At 29.1% G+C, this 18755-nt stretch carries 17 protein-coding genes and 3 pseudogenes; 5 read left to right on the forward strand and 15 right to left on the reverse strand.

Annotated features, from left to right (window positions below; genetic code table 11):
• Positions 1-24: 24 nt before the first annotated feature.
• The 13 genes and pseudogenes from Q73A0000_RS05390 to Q73A0000_RS05455 all read right to left on the reverse strand — a co-directional run bounded on the left by Q73A0000_RS05390 (position 25) and on the right by Q73A0000_RS05455 (position 9592).
• Complete coding sequence (locus Q73A0000_RS05390; protein WP_193813050.1) at positions 25-675, reverse strand: ParA family protein; 651 nt, start codon at positions 673-675, stop codon at positions 25-27.
• Between the two features lie 11 nt (positions 676-686).
• Positions 687-2174: a relaxase/mobilization nuclease domain-containing protein gene (locus Q73A0000_RS05395; protein ID WP_193813051.1), complete on the reverse strand. Its 1488-nt coding sequence runs from the start codon at positions 2172-2174 to the stop codon at positions 687-689.
• Positions 2171-2521: a hypothetical protein gene (locus tag Q73A0000_RS05400; RefSeq protein ID WP_193813052.1), complete on the reverse strand. Its 351-nt coding sequence runs from the start codon at positions 2519-2521 to the stop codon at positions 2171-2173. The genes Q73A0000_RS05395 and Q73A0000_RS05400 overlap by 4 nt, the downstream gene beginning before the upstream one ends.
• A gap of 59 nt (positions 2522-2580) precedes the next feature.
• The gene (locus tag Q73A0000_RS05405) at positions 2581-3375 is read right to left on the reverse strand and encodes a hypothetical protein (RefSeq protein WP_193813053.1); all 795 of its coding nucleotides are present in this window, start codon (positions 3373-3375) and stop codon (positions 2581-2583) included.
• A 626-nt stretch (positions 3376-4001) separates the two neighbouring features.
• Positions 4002-4400, reverse strand: a pseudogene (locus Q73A0000_RS05410) (cysteine peptidase family C39 domain-containing protein); the annotation flags it as partial.
• A gap of 20 nt (positions 4401-4420) precedes the next feature.
• The gene (locus tag Q73A0000_RS05415; RefSeq protein ID WP_193813054.1) at positions 4421-5242 is read right to left on the reverse strand and encodes a tetratricopeptide repeat protein; all 822 of its coding nucleotides are present in this window, start codon (positions 5240-5242) and stop codon (positions 4421-4423) included.
• A complete protein-coding gene (locus Q73A0000_RS05420; protein WP_193813055.1) occupies positions 5220-5705 on the reverse strand; it encodes a hypothetical protein in 486 nt (161 codons plus the stop codon). The genes Q73A0000_RS05415 and Q73A0000_RS05420 overlap by 23 nt, the downstream gene beginning before the upstream one ends.
• Positions 5693-6139: a hypothetical protein gene (locus tag Q73A0000_RS05425; RefSeq protein ID WP_193813056.1), complete on the reverse strand. Its 447-nt coding sequence runs from the start codon at positions 6137-6139 to the stop codon at positions 5693-5695. Before Q73A0000_RS05425 ends, Q73A0000_RS05420 begins: the two co-directional genes overlap by 13 nt.
• Entirely contained in the window at positions 6132-6374 is a 243-nt protein-coding gene (locus Q73A0000_RS05430; RefSeq protein WP_193813057.1) for a hypothetical protein, read from the reverse strand. The genes Q73A0000_RS05425 and Q73A0000_RS05430 overlap by 8 nt, the downstream gene beginning before the upstream one ends.
• Before the next feature lie 521 nt (positions 6375-6895).
• Positions 6896-7084, reverse strand: a pseudogene (locus tag Q73A0000_RS17180) (cysteine peptidase family C39 domain-containing protein); the annotation flags it as partial.
• Positions 7085-7671: 587 nt separating this feature from the next.
• Positions 7672-7872: a hypothetical protein gene (locus Q73A0000_RS16930; RefSeq protein WP_244140868.1), complete on the reverse strand. Its 201-nt coding sequence runs from the start codon at positions 7870-7872 to the stop codon at positions 7672-7674.
• A 36-nt stretch (positions 7873-7908) separates the two neighbouring features.
• Positions 7909-8454, reverse strand: a pseudogene (locus Q73A0000_RS05450) (GLPGLI family protein); the annotation flags it as partial.
• Between the two features lie 637 nt (positions 8455-9091).
• Complete coding sequence (locus Q73A0000_RS05455) at positions 9092-9592, reverse strand: winged helix-turn-helix transcriptional regulator (RefSeq protein WP_193813060.1); 501 nt, start codon at positions 9590-9592, stop codon at positions 9092-9094.
• Between the two features lie 284 nt (positions 9593-9876).
• On the opposite strand from Q73A0000_RS05455, the gene Q73A0000_RS05460 reads away from it, so the two are divergent.
• Entirely contained in the window at positions 9877-10716 is an 840-nt protein-coding gene (locus Q73A0000_RS05460) for a GLPGLI family protein (RefSeq protein WP_193813061.1), read from the forward strand.
• A 414-nt stretch (positions 10717-11130) separates the two neighbouring features.
• On the opposite strand, the gene Q73A0000_RS05465 is transcribed toward Q73A0000_RS05460, so the two are convergent.
• Positions 11131-13383 carry a CocE/NonD family hydrolase gene (locus Q73A0000_RS05465; RefSeq protein WP_193813062.1) on the reverse strand — a complete coding sequence of 751 codons (2253 nt, stop codon included), beginning with the start codon at positions 13381-13383 and terminating at the stop codon, positions 11131-11133.
• A gap of 243 nt (positions 13384-13626) precedes the next feature.
• A complete protein-coding gene (locus tag Q73A0000_RS05470; RefSeq protein ID WP_193813063.1) occupies positions 13627-15369 on the reverse strand; it encodes a helix-turn-helix domain-containing protein in 1743 nt (580 codons plus the stop codon).
• Positions 15370-15895: 526 nt separating this feature from the next.
• Between Q73A0000_RS05470 and Q73A0000_RS17075 the strand changes: the two genes are divergently transcribed.
• The 4 genes from Q73A0000_RS17075 (at position 15896) to Q73A0000_RS05490 (ending at position 18728) form a co-directional block, all read left to right on the forward strand.
• Entirely contained in the window at positions 15896-16030 is a 135-nt protein-coding gene (locus Q73A0000_RS17075) for a hypothetical protein (RefSeq protein WP_262892927.1), read from the forward strand.
• Between the two features lie 119 nt (positions 16031-16149).
• Positions 16150-16338, forward strand: coding sequence for a hypothetical protein (locus Q73A0000_RS05480; protein ID WP_193813766.1), 189 nt, complete (start codon positions 16150-16152; stop codon positions 16336-16338).
• A 444-nt stretch (positions 16339-16782) separates the two neighbouring features.
• Positions 16783-17616, forward strand: a complete 834-nt coding sequence (locus tag Q73A0000_RS05485; RefSeq protein WP_193813064.1) for a GLPGLI family protein — start codon at positions 16783-16785, stop codon at positions 17614-17616.
• Between the two features lie 179 nt (positions 17617-17795).
• Complete coding sequence (locus Q73A0000_RS05490) at positions 17796-18728, forward strand: DUF6624 domain-containing protein (RefSeq protein WP_244140811.1); 933 nt, start codon at positions 17796-17798, stop codon at positions 18726-18728.
• Positions 18729-18755: the final 27 nt, after the last annotated feature.

Below are 18755 nucleotides of genomic sequence, written 5' to 3' on the forward strand. Positions count from 1 at the left end.
TGTTTTTTCTGGTAACATTTTTTATTAAAGCGAAATTTCCAGCGATCCGTTGATGCAATTAATGAGCTCATCCAATGAGTTTTTAACTGCATATTTTTGATGTTTCGTTAATTCTCTCGTACTAATTGTTTGTAGACAATTCCTTTTAAAAACAGGGTTCTTCAATAGAAGACCATATTTTACTATTTCCGAATCCATTCCTTCCTGATTAAGATATTTATAGCCTTTATCATATTTTGACCGGATAAAAATTCGTTCCGCCTGGCTTTCTAACTGTCCCATTAAATTGACAAATACTAAAGTTGATTTTGCAGAGACATCAGAATATTCAAAAGGGATAATGATGAAATCGCTATAAATCAATAAATCGATATATTTTTCATCCAGCGTTCCTGCCAAGTCAAACAGGTTAATATCTTCACTCTCTTTAAGTCCAATAATGGTTTCAAAATCGGAAAACGGCTGCTCCACTTCCTCCTCTATAATTTCCACTTCGTAAAGCTTTGGAAGATTCAGCGCTTCATCTTCCTTCCATTTGTGGTAAAATGATTTTTGAAAATCAAAATCAAAGACATTAAGCTTTCTTTTTGAAATTGTCGAAATGTAATTAGCGAAGGCAATGGCAAGTGTAGTTTTACCGGTTCCTCCTTTCTGAGTTGCAAAAGTGATAATCATTTTTTCCGTTTTTATTTTCTACGTTTTCGTTTCTTTTTAAGTTCATTCTCAGCAGGATCTTTTGCAGTTATCGTACTCTTCATCAATTCAAATAACATTTCATCTACTGCTTTTATAATCTCATTTTTTTCATTATTTTGAGGTCGGTTTTCTATTTCCATATTGAAAACACTTTCTGGATTGAAATATCTTTGGTATTCATTTTCTCCCAATAATGATCGAAGTTCTCCGATATAATGGAATCTGGTGTGAACTGCGTACACTTTTCCATCCTCACTTTTTGTAATAGAAATACAATCATTCACTTTTCCCTTCGTTTTAATAAAATCCCTTACTTCATTTTGAACTTTTCTATAGGTATCCAAATCTTTTTTTCCTCTGTTTTCAAAAAGCATAAAATCTTGTAATCCGGCTACTGGATTTTTTATTTTTAAAAATTCAAGTAGAATCATTTTTGACTCTAGATTGGGAATATTGTAATCCTTCAATATTTCAAAAAGCTTTTTATCAATTTTATCAGAAGTAAATTCAAACAATTCATTCATTTTCAACACTTCACTTCCTTTATATACCTTTCCAGATTTGTGGTCAATCAAAGTGTACCCAAACGGTTTTAAATCTTCTTTTTGATGAAAAATTATATCTATTCCAAAAATGTCTTTCAGCTTTTTTTGAAGTTCACTTTCAAACTCAATTTTCATTTTTGAATGATTTTCTCGAGGAGCTAATTTTTCATCTGGTAGCATTGATTCTTGCCTCCTATTATCTTCCACTTTAAAAACTCTATTCGAATGAATCTCTTTATATTTTATCAAAATAGCTTTGATTTGATTTTTCCTGTTGTCATTCTTTTGGTGGTCAAAAATGATTTGATTACCATCAATAGTTTTCTGTTTCACTCCGTTTTTTAGAATATCAAAAGCGTTTTCATCTTTCTTATTTTTGACCATTTTGTATCCGCTTCTTTCGAGTAAAGTTTCCAGTTGGTTAAGAGAACTGATCTTGTATTTCAATAATTTGTTTAATTTTTCATCCTCATTGAGTCCGTATATTTTTTCCATCACTTGAGCCAACGCTTTTTGTGATTTTAGCTTTTCATAGCTATCATTAATCTTCTTCCCGGTTGTTTTGTCCACTCTTGTAGTAACCATATGCACATGGTTATTATCGGTGTCATTATGAAAAACTACTGTAAATGGCTGTTTTCCGTAACCCATTTCATCCATGAAATTTTCTGCAATCTTCGCCAACTCCTCTTTCGAATGTTCCTGAAATTTGGTCGAGATCATGGCGTGAAACTGAGGTTTTAGTACTTTTTTATTCCCAATTGAAATCGCTCTCAAATAATCTCTGACTTGCTCTTTCTTACTGGACTCATTAATGAATGATGGGAAATTTTTCATCAGCATTAATTCTCCGCTTCCTTTATCAATTTTCTTATCGTTGTAATTGACTCCGGGAAAACTCGAACCCGCCGCAGCCATAACCTTAACAATCATTTTGCAAGCAAAGAGTAAATTTTTTCAAACGTTTCATTTTGCTGTTTTTTAAGAATTGCTATTTCTGATAACTTTTCTGAAAATTTCTTTAATTCTATTTCACTTATGAATTTTTGTCCATTCACGATTTTTGCAACCTGATTAATGTTGGTTTCAATTTTTACAAATAGGTTATCCTGCTTTTCAATGAACACTATTATTTTTCTTCTTTCGTCGTCCAGAATTCTACCTTCTACTGAATTGATGATTAAGCTCGTCAGAGAAATATTTCTTTTCGCACAGTGTTTTTGCCAATCTTCTTTTTTAGAATTCTGAATTCGTAGAATTATCAGTTTTTCTTTCACCATCTTATTTTTAAATATTCCCGAATATTCTTCTGAATAATAAGACCAATAATATTTTTAATTTAAGGTAAATAGGGTTTGGTCCAATTGGAGTACCCTTGAATTTCTCCGTAGGTATAGTAGGTCTTAGATATTGCTTCTAAAGAGCTTTTCGGAATTTGTATCGCAAAATTTTCAAGTAGTGCGGGAAAAAATTGGGTTGAATTTTCGGTATGCAGTAAAACAATCTGATTAGGAATATAACCGATATCACTGTAAATATTTCCGATATTAATAAAGGCGTCATCCAATATTGGCTCTGATTCACTTGATCTGTAGATTTGAAAAAATACATTGACGATTCCTTGAACTTTTCTAAATAATACTGATCCTTTTAAACCACCGTAATTTTTCGTTCCTATCGTATAAGATTTAAGAGCTGTTAAATAGACGTTCGGATTTCCCGAATAGTTAACGGGTTCAGACCAGGTAGAGGTTGTGGTAAGACCTGCGGCGCTGTTATGGTCAAATGTCAATACAATTCTGCATTCAATCGGTGGCTTTTCTTTTGAAAAAGATTGCCATAGACTACCATCAAAATAATATATGCCCGGTTCGGTTACATGAATGACCTGTCCCGAGAGAATAGATGCTACAGTTGTTACAAAGATGATAGCACCCTTTTTTGTTGAAGAATAAGATTTTTTCGCTAACTGATCACCCGTGATTTGTGGAGGAATAATTCCATCAAAATGATTCACATCATTTGGTTTTCCTACCACTTCTAATGTAGCTTCTGGAGTTTGCGTATTGATACCAACTTGTCCCTCAACGGATATTGCTATTAGCAATAATAAAAAATAAATCAATTTTCTCATCTGTATTTTGATTAAAAACTTCGAGACAAAATTGAGGGTTAAAACCGTCTAAAACAATAGTAATCAAAGCGTTTGGGCTAAATAAGAACAATCTGGATTCATCTGGATTTTGAAAAGATTAAAAAAGAATACATTGGGTTAATTTGGAATATTACTTTAAAAATTCTAATAAAATAAAAAAAACAAGTTCCGCAGTTTTTTCCCCTTTTTGCAAAAAAAGCAAGATAGTCTTTGGATATAAAACTTGCGAAAGTTTGTATATACAAAGACACATCTTGCTAAAAATGAATCCTTATTTTTTAGAGGTCTGAAAATCCATATATAGTATTGGTAATTAGTGTCTTTTACTATTTCACTTGTTTTCAATGGAAACAGTCGTTAATGGAACGCTGTGATTTTGAAAGAATATTATTTATTGCTTGTAAAGAAAAAATCATTTATCTCACTGTAAATCAAATAATAATAATTTTAACCTGTATTCTTTTTATGCAGGTAGCTGTATATTTATTACGCAGGTAACTGGTTTTATTTTACAGGTTCAACGATCGTACCTATGTTTATTTTATGCAGGTTTAACCTTGTCCTACTTTACGCAGGTTTAAAAATCACCTATATTTATTCATAAACTCTGTGTTTTCATTTGCATTTTCGCCAATCCAGAACTTGATGAATTCTTGCTTTTGGTAAGTGATTAAACCATAACTCGGATCAGAGATATAAATTCTTCCTGTTTTATCAATTTTATAAACCACAACAAAGTGTTGCTTATTCCAGTGGACAATACAAGGAAGAGGAACTTCTTCAACCAAAGTAGTGAAGTCGATTTGCACTCCCAAACTTCGGAAACCCAAATTTTCTGCGGCATCGCTTAAACCGAGTAAAGAACTTCCTTCTCTTGTCGTTTCTGAAAGGTTGCGGATTTGCTGCAACTGAATAGTTTTGCCGTAAAATTTACTTATTATACGTAGGCAAGTTGGTCCGCAATCTTTATTGTCGGGTTGGCGGTAAAAGGGGAATTTGTTCAAGAAATCTAAATTAACGGTGATTACCTTTGTTTAATAACGACCCCCATTTGTTGAATTAAATTATCAACCATCCAAGATTTAATTTGATATGGGTAATCTTCATAAAAAGCATTATCTTCATTTATTGTATATTTTTCAGATAAAAATTCCTTAGACTTTTTGAGAATTTCAAATGCCTTATCAGGTTGATTAATATTATAAAGACATTTAGCCTTATAATAAAGAGCATCTGAAAACTTAGGGTATTGCTTAAGGCTCTTGTCAAAAAACTGTATGCCTTTTTCATAATCCTCTTTCTCATAACATATAATACCCATATAAAATAATTCCAAAAAATGAGGTTCAATATTGCCTTTAAATAAATTTAAAGAAATATTTAAATTTTCTTCTGCTTCATTCAATCTATTTAATTGAATTAAAGATAAGGATTTATAAAAATAATAGGAATGATCCATTATAATACCCTTTGGGTAAAATTTTATTAGTGCATCAAACTCATTTACTGCATCTGTGTAATTTTTTTCAAAAATACACTTTATGAAGGCATGATAACTATGATATGTGTAATACTCATCATCATATTTTACTGCATTATCAAGTGCCAAAAAACCTAATTCATATTGTTTTTTCTTAAAATAAGGCATTGATTTTTGTTGCCATAAATAAGGGTCTTTAGGCAATAAAACTAACGCAGAGTCAAGATATTTTTGATACTTTGGGTTATAATAAGAACCTTGATATGCACCATTTTTTAAATATTTATCATATACTTGATTCTTATTTATTTTTTGTGAATATGTGGCTACATATAGTAAAACGCTAAACAATAATATTTTTTTCATTAATAAATTTTTTATTTTCATTCATAAAAACATCTAAATTAAAATAATAATTCTGATTTTCAAATGAAAGTTTTTTAAACAGTCCTTCATATAAATCAGAATAAAAAATGCTATTTTTTCTGAACATCTCGTAATATAAGAGCCCCTCATTTGTAAAAATGTCGCAATTAGCCAAATTATTAACGTCAAAAATTAGTTTGTTTAAATAAAAACCAATTCTTCCAATTAATTCAATTTTTGTATTTTTTTCAAATTCCCCACTTGAAAAATAATTGTTGAGTGTATGAATTATGGTACATAGTGTAAACATACTATGAAAACACCCATAAATCTCTCTCGTTTCATATACACTACCATTTATATTTTTTAAAGGAGTATTGAAAGGATATTTAAAATAATCATTGGGGTTTAATGTGCATAAATAAAATATTGTGTGACCTGACTGATGAGCTATTTCGTCCATAAAAAAAAAATCCGTAGGGTTTGATTATGAATATTAATGAAGGAAGTTCCGAAATAAGCTCTAGAAGCAAATGATGGCATTTCTGGGAAATTACTAATTGATATTTCTTTTGTTGATTTGTTAATACAGTCTCCAAAATCTGGCGAATATGTTGTAATATTTTTCCATGCTGTTTCAATGTTTGGTATACTATTTAAAATAGTTTTATAAATACCTTGGTAGGATATACCTTTAGTATAATTAACAAGTACATTTGGTACGGATGAGCATAGACAAATATCAGATTCAGAAATTTTTATATCTGCTTCTATTTCTATATTTTTTCCATGTAAATTATAAAATGACCCATCTTTAAAAACTAATTTTTTATCATTAATATTTTGAGTTGTCCCATAACCTGGTATATAATGAATTTTGTAAGGGTTTTCAATCAAATATTACAGACTTTTCCTTATTCATATATTTATTTAAAATATATTGCAATGGAGAATCTATATTTTTTTTTGAAAAAAGATAAAACAATTGAGGTTCCAAATAATTAGAGTCAAAATAAAAATCATCAAATATACTTTGATCATATTCATATAATAAGGCTTTTAAAGAGTCAGACAATTGATCTAAACCAAACTCTATTATATTTTTTTCAAGTTCTATAAAATCTATTTTCATATTAAGAATTTAAGAAACTATCCCAAAAGTTTCTATTTCAAATTCAAAAAATATTTGATAAAATATTTTTTTTGAAATGATAAAATCATTATGTTTTTGACTTTTGGGATATTTTCTATTGTACTATGTCCATTTCATTTTATCTTCAGGCTTCCCCCAAGACTGACCTAATACGACATGACAAAATTCCGCAGGTGCTACAGATCCTCCTTTAAGTAGATCCAAATTGTTAATTACCTTTTTAAATAATTTACCTTTTTTTTAAATCATCTAAGCTTAATTTTTTCATAATTAGAAATGTTTTAAATTATTTTGTGTCATTATTGACAGTTCAAAACTATAAATAAAACTTTTACAGAAGTACAATTGTATATCGAAATTGATAAATCTTGGAATAAAGGTCATTTTAAATGTTTGATTTTTAGTGTTTTGTAAAATATCGTTTTAAAAGATTAATAAACTACAATAGTGAAAAGCGAGCTCAAAAAAATTATTACAACACGATGATATTGCAATCAATATAAACTTCTAAAACCCAAATTTTCAACGGCATCACTTCCCAGTAAAGAACTTCCTTCTCTTGTGGTTTCTGAAAGGTTACGGATTTGCTGTAAGGGAATGGTTTTTCCATAAAATTTAATTACAATTCGTAAGCAAGTGGGGCCGCAGTCTTTGGCATCAGGTTGCTTATAGAATGGAATTTGTTTCAAAATAAAAATATAAAACTTATTTATTAAAATCTAGGATATCACAATAATTACGAAATTTCTACTTCTTTATCTAATAGGGATATTCTTCATATGCTGCATTGTATTCTATTATGGTATATCTTTTTTGAAAATTATCTGAAGATTTTATAAACAGTTTTAATGCCTTTCTTTTTATCATTTAGAAAATAATAAGTTTGCGCTTTGTAGAATTGGGCATCTGAAAAATTAGGGTATTGTTGTAAAGACTTATCAAAATAATTAATCGCTTATTTAAATCTTGTAGTCCGTAATAAATAATTCCGATTTTAAATAAATCGAGAAAATGCAGGATTGATTTTCTATCATTGTATAATTTCATTAATTAATTCAAATTATCTTTGGTTCTTCATACATGTTTTACTGTGTGGAAATGATCTACTGAAAAAAGGTCATTTTTGTTATCTTAAATTTTAAAAAATCCCATTTTCTAATTCTGAATAATATAAAATAGTTCTGAAAGAATTCGAAAAAATTTCACTCTTTTACATTGATGATTTTGATTGGTTGATAATCCAAGTAGATATTATATTTAAAGATAAGTATAATTATTATTTTTCAATTTCAATAGAATTCGTCATACGCCGCATTTGTTTTGAAAGTTCATTGTCTAAATTTTTTATGTCTTTTCGAATTTTCAAGATGTTTCCATCATTCAATAGGAATGTATAATTGCTATTTGAAATGTGCATTTCCCTGATGTTTGCATTAGTATCTTTGTATCCTTCGTCAATAAGCTTATTCAACTGCATTTGGGTTATTTCTTTTTTTTTTTTTGAAAAATCATGTAATTCTATATTTTCATTTTTTATAACTTCTATTAAGCTAAATTCGTGGTTATTTCCTTCATCATAGATTTCAACAATTAATCCTGGTAATCCTGAAAATTTATATGGACCTTCAGAAACCGGAACTTATTTTGTAACCCAAGCAATCCAACTTCGCCCTTTATAATTTGTTTGTGCTTTCTGACATAGATAATCTCCAATTTTTTTTTCTTCATTCGCAAGAATCCATATCGGACGATTTTTTTCGGTGATTTTCATTCGAATTCCAGCATAAACTGTACGGTATATCATTTTGTCCTTCAACAAATCTTTGGATATATTATACGTGAGGTTAGAATTGTGTTGTAGAAAAAACAGCCGTTGTACAGCATTTGCCCCATTTTTACTTAAAATTGAGTAGTTATATCTTTTTGCGTCATTATAAAAATTAGATTCTTTTTTACTAAGGTCAACATCGAGGGTCATTATATCTTGAACAATGGAATCTTTCTTATTACCATCTGGTATAAAACTATATTTGTAATGAAACCTGTACCTATTTGACACAGGTACCTTTGTTTATTTTACACAGGTATGGGAAATGAAGCACGTACTATTACCGTTTGATGCAGGAAATACTGACGGAATCGTTACAATTAGATAAGTCGTTTTTGCGCAGGTTATAAAATATCCTATGTTCATTTTACTCATATTAAAATGACAAAAAAAATATATCATTTACAATAATAGTAAGAATTCGATAGTTTTTCTTTGTCAACGACGAATTCAACGATTACCGATTGTGGAAGGTCGCCTTGTTTTAGTTCAACGGCTACTCTTATTATTACTTGCAATTTCCTGCAAATACAGATACAATTTATACCAATTTAGGAAACTTTATCGCTATAATTTGGAGCAACTTTAAAGAATACATCCATATAATAATACAAGGAATGGACTTTCTTCAAAAATTTATAAGATTATAATCTCAGATAACAGCCCATTTTCTTGGGCAACATTTCTAATATTTTCTTGAAATTCCTCTAAATCTAAATTAGAAAAATTGGATCGGACTCCCTCAAGGTTTGCATTATCAAAAGTGTTTCGGGTATTTCCATCAAATACTTTCACCACAGACTGTATTGCCTGCTGCTGACATTCGATATTTATAGTTTTAGTTGCATATATTTATTTTGAATCTTGATCAATTAGTTCTCATTATTTCCCCGTAGCCATTCGTCTTCCATACTCTTTGAATGACCTTCTTGTCTTTCAAATTATTTCTATGTTTTTGAATCGCTGATTCATTAATCTTTAGATTTTTCGCTAGTTCTCTTCTAGATATTTTCGGATTTTCACCTATCAAACTAAAAACCTGATTTTGTGAAGGAGTCATTTCAATTTTAAAAAGATCAACTTGACCACTCTCTTGACTACCTACTTGACCACCATCTTGACCACCTTTTTCATCAACATTTCTAGGCAGACCAATTCTTAAAAAATTCTCCGAAAATTGAAATGATTCCTTCTTATAAAATTGTAAAATACGAGGAATACCTGAACAGAGTTGCTCTACCAAATCCAGATCTTTGAAAATCCGCATGATTTCTTTATTTCGAGGCACAGAAAAACCTTCAAAAAATTCCTCTTTTGCAACTCCTTCAATTGTGAACGAAATAATTAACAATAGCTTTTCTAAGGGCAATAATTGATCATTATTAGAATTGCGAGAGAAGCCAGCTTCAACAATTCGGAATCGTTCACTAATTTATTTAAAAAAAACGATACACTTCCTTCCTATTATTTGAAAATTGTCCAATAGGAATAAAATACAAAGTTCTAATTTCCAACGATTTCAAATATACTATTCCCAAGATTTATCAATCTTGGGAACTTTAATGATGAAAATATTCTTAATATTCCGTTCTTTTGTATTTTATATATTGATAATAGTATAATATTTCATCATTTTAATCAAATAGAAAAGCAATGAACAAATTCTCCATAATTTTAATATTTCTCTCCAGTTTATATTTTTCGCAAACGAAGCAGTTTGTTTACGAATACAAATACGTCCCAGATTCTCAAAAAAAAGATTTAATTCTTACAGATTATATGCAACTTGATACAGATGGAAACAGATCGGATTATTATAGTCAATCACTAAAGAAAACTGATTCGCTCATAAATATTATTGAAAAACTAAATAGATTCGATTTCCCAAGATATAACCCCAATTTGAATTACCGTATTTCAAAAGATTATCTTTTGAATGAAGTTGCAGTTCATATAAAATATGGTAATATAAATTTCAAAATTGAAGAGAAAGACAAGCCAAAATGGAAAATTATTAACGAAAAAAAAACAGTTTCTAATTATAAATGCCAAAAAGCAACTGTAAAATATCTAGGCCGAGAATGGACTGCATGGTTCACAAATGAAATACCATTACAGGATGGTCCCTATAAATTCAATGGTTTGCCAGGATTAGTTATACAAATAAATGACTCTGAAAATGAACATTCTTTTGAATTAATAGAAATAAAAAACATTTCTAAAGTCAAACCTAATACGACTCTTCAAGAAAAAACTATTTCATGGAATCAATACTATAAACTTATGGCAGAAACTGCACAAAATGTTAATAATAACATTGATAAAATGGTTGTGTTACCAAATGGATATTCTTTTGTACTTAAAGATGGTAACGTGATGCATGTTGATAAAAGTAAGAAAAACATTGAAGAGGCATTATCAGACGAGATAATGTTAATAAACAATCCGATTGAAAGAGATAAACTTAAAATTTACAATCAATCTGTTAAATAAAATTTCGAAACCTCCTATTAAAAAGGCACCACAGAAATACATTATCGTACTCAATAAATTGATGCATTTATTTGAAGAAAGACTCAGATTATAATCCAAGCCTCAACTTTTTAACTTACACGCCATGCGGAAAATTATATTTTTGCTTTTAAAGAGATCTTTCATCAAAGCGACCATCAGTGATCATTTCAACTTGTCCAGAAGAGTTTTTACTTTAAAATCAAATATACTAGCTCCTATTTTATTTGTTTTATCAAATTTCAAAAAGGTAATACTACCATCAAGATCAACATTTATCGTATAATATTGTAATTTTTTAATTCTTCTTCTAAAAATAGATTTTGGACTTTTTTGCAGGATAAAACAGGAGCTCTTGCAACAAATTATTGAAAAATTGATAGAAAAATTGGCCATTTAGTTTTGTGAAATCGGGATTTTTATATAACTGTCATTATAAAACTTAATTTCTAAAGGTTCTTTTGCGTCTTCGATTGATTCTTCACTAACTTCTTTTCCAGACCCATAATTTATTTGCCAGAATGGATTTTTGTTAACGCCAATTACTGCAAATAATCGGCTTCCTTTCTCTATTTTTTTACTGACAAATTCATTGTTTTTTATTTGTATAGTGGCTTTCTTGTTTGGAGTGAGCAACATTCTTTTTTCAGGATTTTGAGAATAACTGGCTCTACCCAAATAACTGGAAAGCAGAAAATGTTTTCCGTCTGGTAAAACTTCATATAGTTTCACATTAAGGTCAACATCTCTTTTATTGACTGAAATTCTAAAGGTTCCAGAAAAATTTCCAGAAAACTCAAATGGCTCATCAAAGGTATCTGTTGAAAACGTTAGATTGTTATTGTTATAAATAGAACTTTTTATAATGTTGAATTCCTGTTTTATTAATTCATCAGCGTCACTTCTATCTTCAAAATTAATATTCAGTCTTGAAAACTCTCTCTTTTTTGAATTTGATTGAGATAAGACAAATTGATTATTGTGCTTTTGAAAATAAAATTTTAGTTGATGTTCATCAAATTGTTCAATTGATGAAGAATGTTTCCATTCATTAGTTCCCATCACATGATAATTAATTTTATCCTTCAAAAATGTTGGTTTATTCTTTTCTTTCAACACATAATCAAACCATTCCATACAGATTTCAGTCAGGTTAATTTCAGCTATAGGGTCAATTTTATATCCTAATAATTCATTTTTGATGTAACCTTGCGCTCCGGAATGATCATAAGGACCAATTATTAAATAATGATTAGCATTTTTGTTATACTTTTTATGATTTCTAAAATAATATAGCGCTCCTAACTGATCTGAATCATAATATCCAGTTATTGTTAAAATCGGGATATTAATTTTCGAAAACTCCTCTTTATAAGGAACCATATTTTTCCAAAATTGATCATAGTTCGGGTGTTGCAGCCAACGTTGAAAAATTTCGTTTCTGTTTCCGCTTATAGAATCTAATTTATTGAAAGGAACTCCACTTACATACCATTTTTTATAAACTGAGTTCCATTTTTCTTCATTTCTAAAATTTTCAGCATCCGTTGTCTTATTATTTGTAACATAATTCAGCCATCTTAAAGAATAAGTGCCAAAGACATTGTTATTCATAGGGAAATCCATAGAACCAATTCCCACAGAGGCTTGAGGAATAATGGTTTTAAGAGCTGGATGCAATTTTTTGGCTGCTGCCCATTGACTAAAGCCCAAATAACTACCTCCAATCATTCCAACTTTACCATTGCTCCAGGGTTGCTTAATAATCCAGTTAATCACCTCATTAATATCTTCTTGCTCATGTTCAAAAGGTTCAATTTTATGATTACTTAAATGTTTTCCTCGAGTATAAATGTATACGCAGTTATAGCCATAGCTTGCCTTCACTTTAGCATCATTAATATCATTTTCATCAGCATAAATTGTATTGATGATAATCGTAGATTCTGGTTTTTTAATTTTATTATTTAACACTACCCTTATAGATATATTGCTATTGGATTTGTTTTTTATCAGGATACTGTCTTTGACCGTAAAGTTTTCCGCGTCAAACTCTTTTAAATATTGATTTGCTAGATGAAAAGATTTTTTTACTACAATATAACCGTTGTAATCTCTGCAAAGTTCCAAAGCAGTATTTACATTAACACTATCTTTTCCGACAAACTCTTTTTGCAGCAAATCTACAACGCCTTTCTTTATTTGATCACTATCACCTTTGAAATAGACCGGTAGACTAATTTGCGATTTTAAAGATAGTTCTTCATACTTTTTTTTAAATTCGTTTTTATAAATTTTTTCAAAATTATTTTTCGAATTTGGATTTACAATAGTTTTAATATAAATCTCATGTTGTGTTCCCATTGCATTTGCAATCGTCGGATTGCTTTCCATAAAAATACTTTTAACCGAATCTAACTGCTTCATTGCTGTCTCATATTTACCAGCCGCCATGCTTATCCGGAAAATATTATCATAATAAGTTGCTTTATCCTTTTCATCGTATTTTTGGGGAATTTGCGAAGAGAGATATTGTACCAAGCTCTCAATTTGATTAAAATCAATTTTCTCAAATTGTTTTATAGAAATTTTTTGAGAAAATGATAAACTATAGAATAGTATTAAAAAGAAAGAAAAATATTGCTTCATTATTTGATGATAAAAAAAAATCAGTAAATTATATTTTAAATAACTGATTTTTTTTATTGCGAATTCGGTTGAAAAAATAACTTATAGATTAATAATTACTGAAATTGTTTTATCTGTTCTATCCAGAATAGTATCATTTTGAATTAAATTTATTTTTTATAAAAGTAGGGTGTATTTTTATAAAAATAAATAAACTATTCTCTAAATTTATCAATGTCGTTTAAATAAACTTTTAAACCACTATTAATCATGCGTTGTCGTATCACTTCCTTTTTCCAGTAATTTAATGTAAAAAGATGGTAAAGTCCCAGTAATTCTTTTAAAAGCATTCGAAAAAGATTCTGAATTGCTAAATCCAGCTTCACTTGCAATAGCACTAATGGTGTATTTTCTTAATTTTTTATTATTTTTTAGTTCTAAAAGGATGTAATTAATTCTTAACTCGTTTAAATATTGCGAGAAATTTTTTCCTTTTTCCTCATTTATAAATTTTGATAGATAATCCCGGTTTGTATCTAAATCTTTAGCTAGTTCACCTAACGTTAGATTGTTTTGAATAAAACCTTTAGTACTTTCGAAATTAATTATTTTCGTTTTTATTTCGTGATAATTCTCATCAGATAAAGTGCTTTTCTTTTTTTGATTATTATTTAATCTATTCTCACTTTCTACGATGCTCAATTTATTCCTATTCTCAATTTCTACATTATCCAGAAGAATAATAGCTTGCTTTTGATATCGTCGTAATCTCTTTCGCGCACGGAAATATATAACTGTCAAGACAAGAACTAATAGTGAACTAAATATAAGAAACCACTGCAGCGAATTGTTTTTGTTTGCTAGTTTATTAATTAGCAGCTCTTTATCCTGTAGTAATAATGGGGTGTCATATTTCCTGTAAATGTCTTTCGCAATATATTTATTGTTCTTAGCCATTACACTATCTGCGTAAAACAAATGATTAATATATTTCAATTGTTCAACCTTATTATCTTCTTTTTTATAATAATCTATTAATCTTTCATATCCATCACGAGTTACAGGTAGAAATTTATTTAACGCAAAAGATAATGAGTCAGTCTTTAGAAAATAATTTATCGCTTCTTGTTCTCTCTGAGTTTGATCATAAGTCTTACCAAGGAAATAATAGGAAACTGCTAAATTTTCATAATCCTTATTCTTTAAGAATTCCTTTTCTACGGATAAAAAGTTTTTAATCGCTGCTTCGTAATTTTTTAAGTAGAAATTTGAAACCCCATCGGACAGTATAAAATAAGTATAGTAGGTATAATCATTATATTTTTGACATTCTTTTAAACCTACACTAGAGTAAAATTTACTTTTATTATACTTTTCATTTTTACTGTAGCTGTTTGATAGAGAAAAGATAGATCCTATATAGTTTTTTATATCTCCGTTATTATTTTCTATTTTATTTTTTTCATATTGATAATATTCTATAAAGAGAGGAAGCGCTTCCTCATTTTCTGCTGTAGCAGTTTTTAGAATACCAATAAGTTTTTTTACATAAAAATATTGATCTTTATTTTTATCTTTTGCCAGTTTTTGAGCAGAAATGAAATAATCGAGCGCATCCGAATACTTAAAGTCATAGTATAATAGTGTACCTTTTATGATATGTGCTTTTGCAGGATATTCATTTGAAATAAAATTTCTTGTCATTTGCAATAAAGAATCTGCAAAAGGATGTCCATTTTCAGAAGCGAGACCTTTCACATGCGCAATTTTATAATAACCATCATAAATTAAATTAGAATTTTTGGACATTTTGCCTTTACGAAGAATTGTATTTGCATACAGTTCTGATTTTACATTATCAATTCGAAATACCTTATCATAGGCATCATTAAGTTCCTTTCCACTTCTATTTTTAAGGGAGTCTGGAATCTTAAAACCAACTACACTTTGGCAGATTATAAGATTGTAACATAATATCAGGAGAATCGTTAACTGGTTTTTCCACATAGTTGCAATGTTTTTGCAATAGTACAGATTTTAGCGATAAATTGTTTGTAGAATATAAAAATATCTTATAATTAGTTAAATATTGATTATATAAATTATTGTTTTAGTCCTATTTTTATCAATTACCGATTGAATTATACTGAATTTATCAATTTAGACATATCTTTCTTGCAAAAGGTGTTAAACGATTCCATCTTTGAAAAATAATTTATAGCGGTATCTGAAAAGCTTACAAAGTAGGTAAAAAACAAAAATCTTTATTATTAAAAAACTTAAAGAAATCATAAGAAATCAGCTAAAAAAAGAAGATATTAGATTTGTCGGGCCTGGGTTTTATTGCTGTTGCGCCGGTTCCGGTTGCAGTTTTCGGTGCATTCGGAGATTCTAATGATTTGTATTGCACTGATGCTGGTACTAGTTTGACCAGACACCCTATTAATTCCTATATGTTGAAAGATTGCGTAAAAAGTAACCTTTTCTAATTTAAAAAAAAATCATGAAATATTTAATAATTTAGAATCAGAATTTGCCGAAATACTGGTATAAAGTTCAAAAGGCAACAACCACTTTTGGAGGTAAAAAATGGGTTGCTTATTTCACGAGAGATATTCCTTTTACCGATGGACCCTATAAGTTTCGCGACTGCCTGGACTTATTGTAAAAATTGCAGATGAAAACGACCAGCATGTATTTGAATTAGTAGGTGTAAAAAACTCCACAGAAAACTTTGTCTATTCGTCCTCTGTCAGTTTAGAAGATTTACCATCGGTAGACTATAATATGTTTAAAAAGAAGTTTAAAGAATACCGTGGAAATCCGGCAGCAGATTTAATGGGGAGTATTCCCGACCAAACTGATCGCAATGGCAGTATGAAAACAGGAACTGAAATTTGGTTAGAAATTTTTAAAAAAGAAAAAGACAAATTGAAGAAAGATTATAATCTTTTAGAAATTGATCTATTGAAGTGAACAATTTAGCAAAATGTAAATTACAATTTTCATCAATTAATTCTGTATTTTTAGCCCCGACTTCGAAAATATAACATCTATCGCAACATGTCTTGTTATAGTTTTTTAATAATAAATTATCTAGCAATATAATATAAAATAGTAAGACGAAATTTATCAAGTCCTATGTGCTTTTTACCACAACCTCTGATATTAATTATAAGTTTGACAGACAATAAAGACAAATATTTAAAAATTTTTATTATGAAAAATCTACTAAAACTTTCAAGGGTTGAATTAAAATCAGTTTTGGGGTAGTAATACAATTGAAGAAGAATACATTGAAAGATTTGGAGTAGGTTCTGGCGGTGATATAAATAAAAGTCATTTATAAAAAGTCCCCACCAACAGAAATACACAACCGTTATCTGCCATGTCAGAAAAATTCAGAACTAAATAAAAAAGATGAAAAACATATTACTATTTATTCTATTTCTCTCCAACTTCTGTTTTGCTCAGTCGCACCGATTTATTTATGAATATAAATTTGTTGCTGACTCAACAAAAAGCGACAGTATTATTGTTGAAAATACAAGATTAGAAATTTTTAAAGACCATTCTGAATTTGTGAGCGATTTGAATGCAATAAGAGATTCTCTTTCTGCGACTAGAAAAAACATTGGTGATGAAGATGGTGCTTTTCCAATAGGGAATTATAAAAATATCGTTTACAAAAGTAAGGAACTTAACTATAGTTTAGAATTTGTAGGAATTCAACCTTTTAAAGTATTACAAAATGAAAAACTTAATTGGGAGCTTTTAAAGGAAACTAAAAATATTCAAGGCTATCATTGTCAAAAAGCCATCATCAATTTTGGAAAAAGAAATTGGATTGCCTGGTTCACTCAAGAAATACCACTTCAAGAAGGACCTTCTGTTTTTGGCAATCTTCCTGGTTTAATCATCCAAATTAATGATGAAAAAAATCAACATTCTTTTTCATTAATCGCCAATTATAAAACTGCAAATGTAAAAACAAATATTATTGAAAGACCTTATCTTTTATCTGCTACAATAACTCGCTCACAGTTTAATAAAAAGTGGAATATTTACAGGAATAATCCCATAGGTGGTACTGAACAGTTTATGATTATGAATCCTGGGCTGCTCAGTGGAAAAAGTTTTGATGCGCATGGAAATGAAATGGATCTGACACAAGCAAAAAGAGAGGAATTGAACTATGCTAAAAGATTGATTGGAGATGTTAACAATTATTTAGATTTAGAACTTTACAAATAAAAAAAAGGAAGTTACTATTATAAAGATTTTTGCTAATTACGTACTTTGTTATATTTAAAAAGACCTGATATAAAAAGTCCCCTAACAGAAATACCCAACCGTTAGCAGACATTAAAAAAAAACAGAACTAAAATATCTAAAATTTAATACTAAAAAAAATGAGAAACAGTTTTTATACTTTGTTATTATTATTTTTATTCACAAGCGTTAATGCTCAAGAATATTCAAAATTAATAAGTGAAGCAAACAAATTATATGAAACAAAAGATTATAAAATGTCTACTGATTTATATGATAAAGCTTTTAAAATTGAAAGCAAAAATCCAAGTCACTTATATAATGGCGCATGTGCATCTTCTTTAGCTGGAAATACAAAAAAAGCATTTAAATGGTTGAACTTATCCATAGAAAAAGGTTGGACAAATCTAAAGCACTTAAATTCTGATACCGATTTAGAAAATTTACATTCAAAAAAAGAATGGGGAAAAACAATTGAAAAGTTAGAAAAAAAATTAGAGATAATAGAATCAAATTATGATAAACCCTTGCAGGCTGAATTATTGACAATTTATGACGAAGACCAAAAATATAGAAAACAAATCCATGAAACTCTAAAAAAATCCAGTGATGATTCTAAAGAAATGCAGGATCTCTGGAAAATAACACTTCAGAGCGACTCCATTAACTTATTAAAAGTAAAAAAAATATTAGATGAAAAAGGTTGGGTTGGTAAAGATAAAGTGGGCGCACAAGCCAACAGTGCAATATTCCTCGTCATTCAACATTCAGATTTGGAAACGCAAAAAAAATATTTACCGATGATGAAAGAAGCTGTAATAAAAGGAAATGCAGATTCAGGTTCTTTAGCTTTATTAATTGACAGGATCGAAATTCGAGAAGGTAGAAAGCAAATTTACGGAAGCCAGATAGGAACCAAACCAGATAATAAAACTCAATATGTTTTACCTTTAATTGATCCTGACAACGTAGATAAAAGAAGAGCAGAAGTTGGCTTAGGTTCAATCTCTGACTATGTTAAAAATTGGAATTTAAGTTGGGACGTGGAAAAGTATAAAAGTGAATTACCCGAATTAGAAAAATTAAATAAATAGAAAAAACGATTGCTAATATCAGTTTAC

The organism is Kaistella flava (ex Peng et al. 2021), assembly GCF_015191005.1.
Classification (GTDB): domain Bacteria; phylum Bacteroidota; class Bacteroidia; order Flavobacteriales; family Weeksellaceae; genus Kaistella; species Kaistella flava.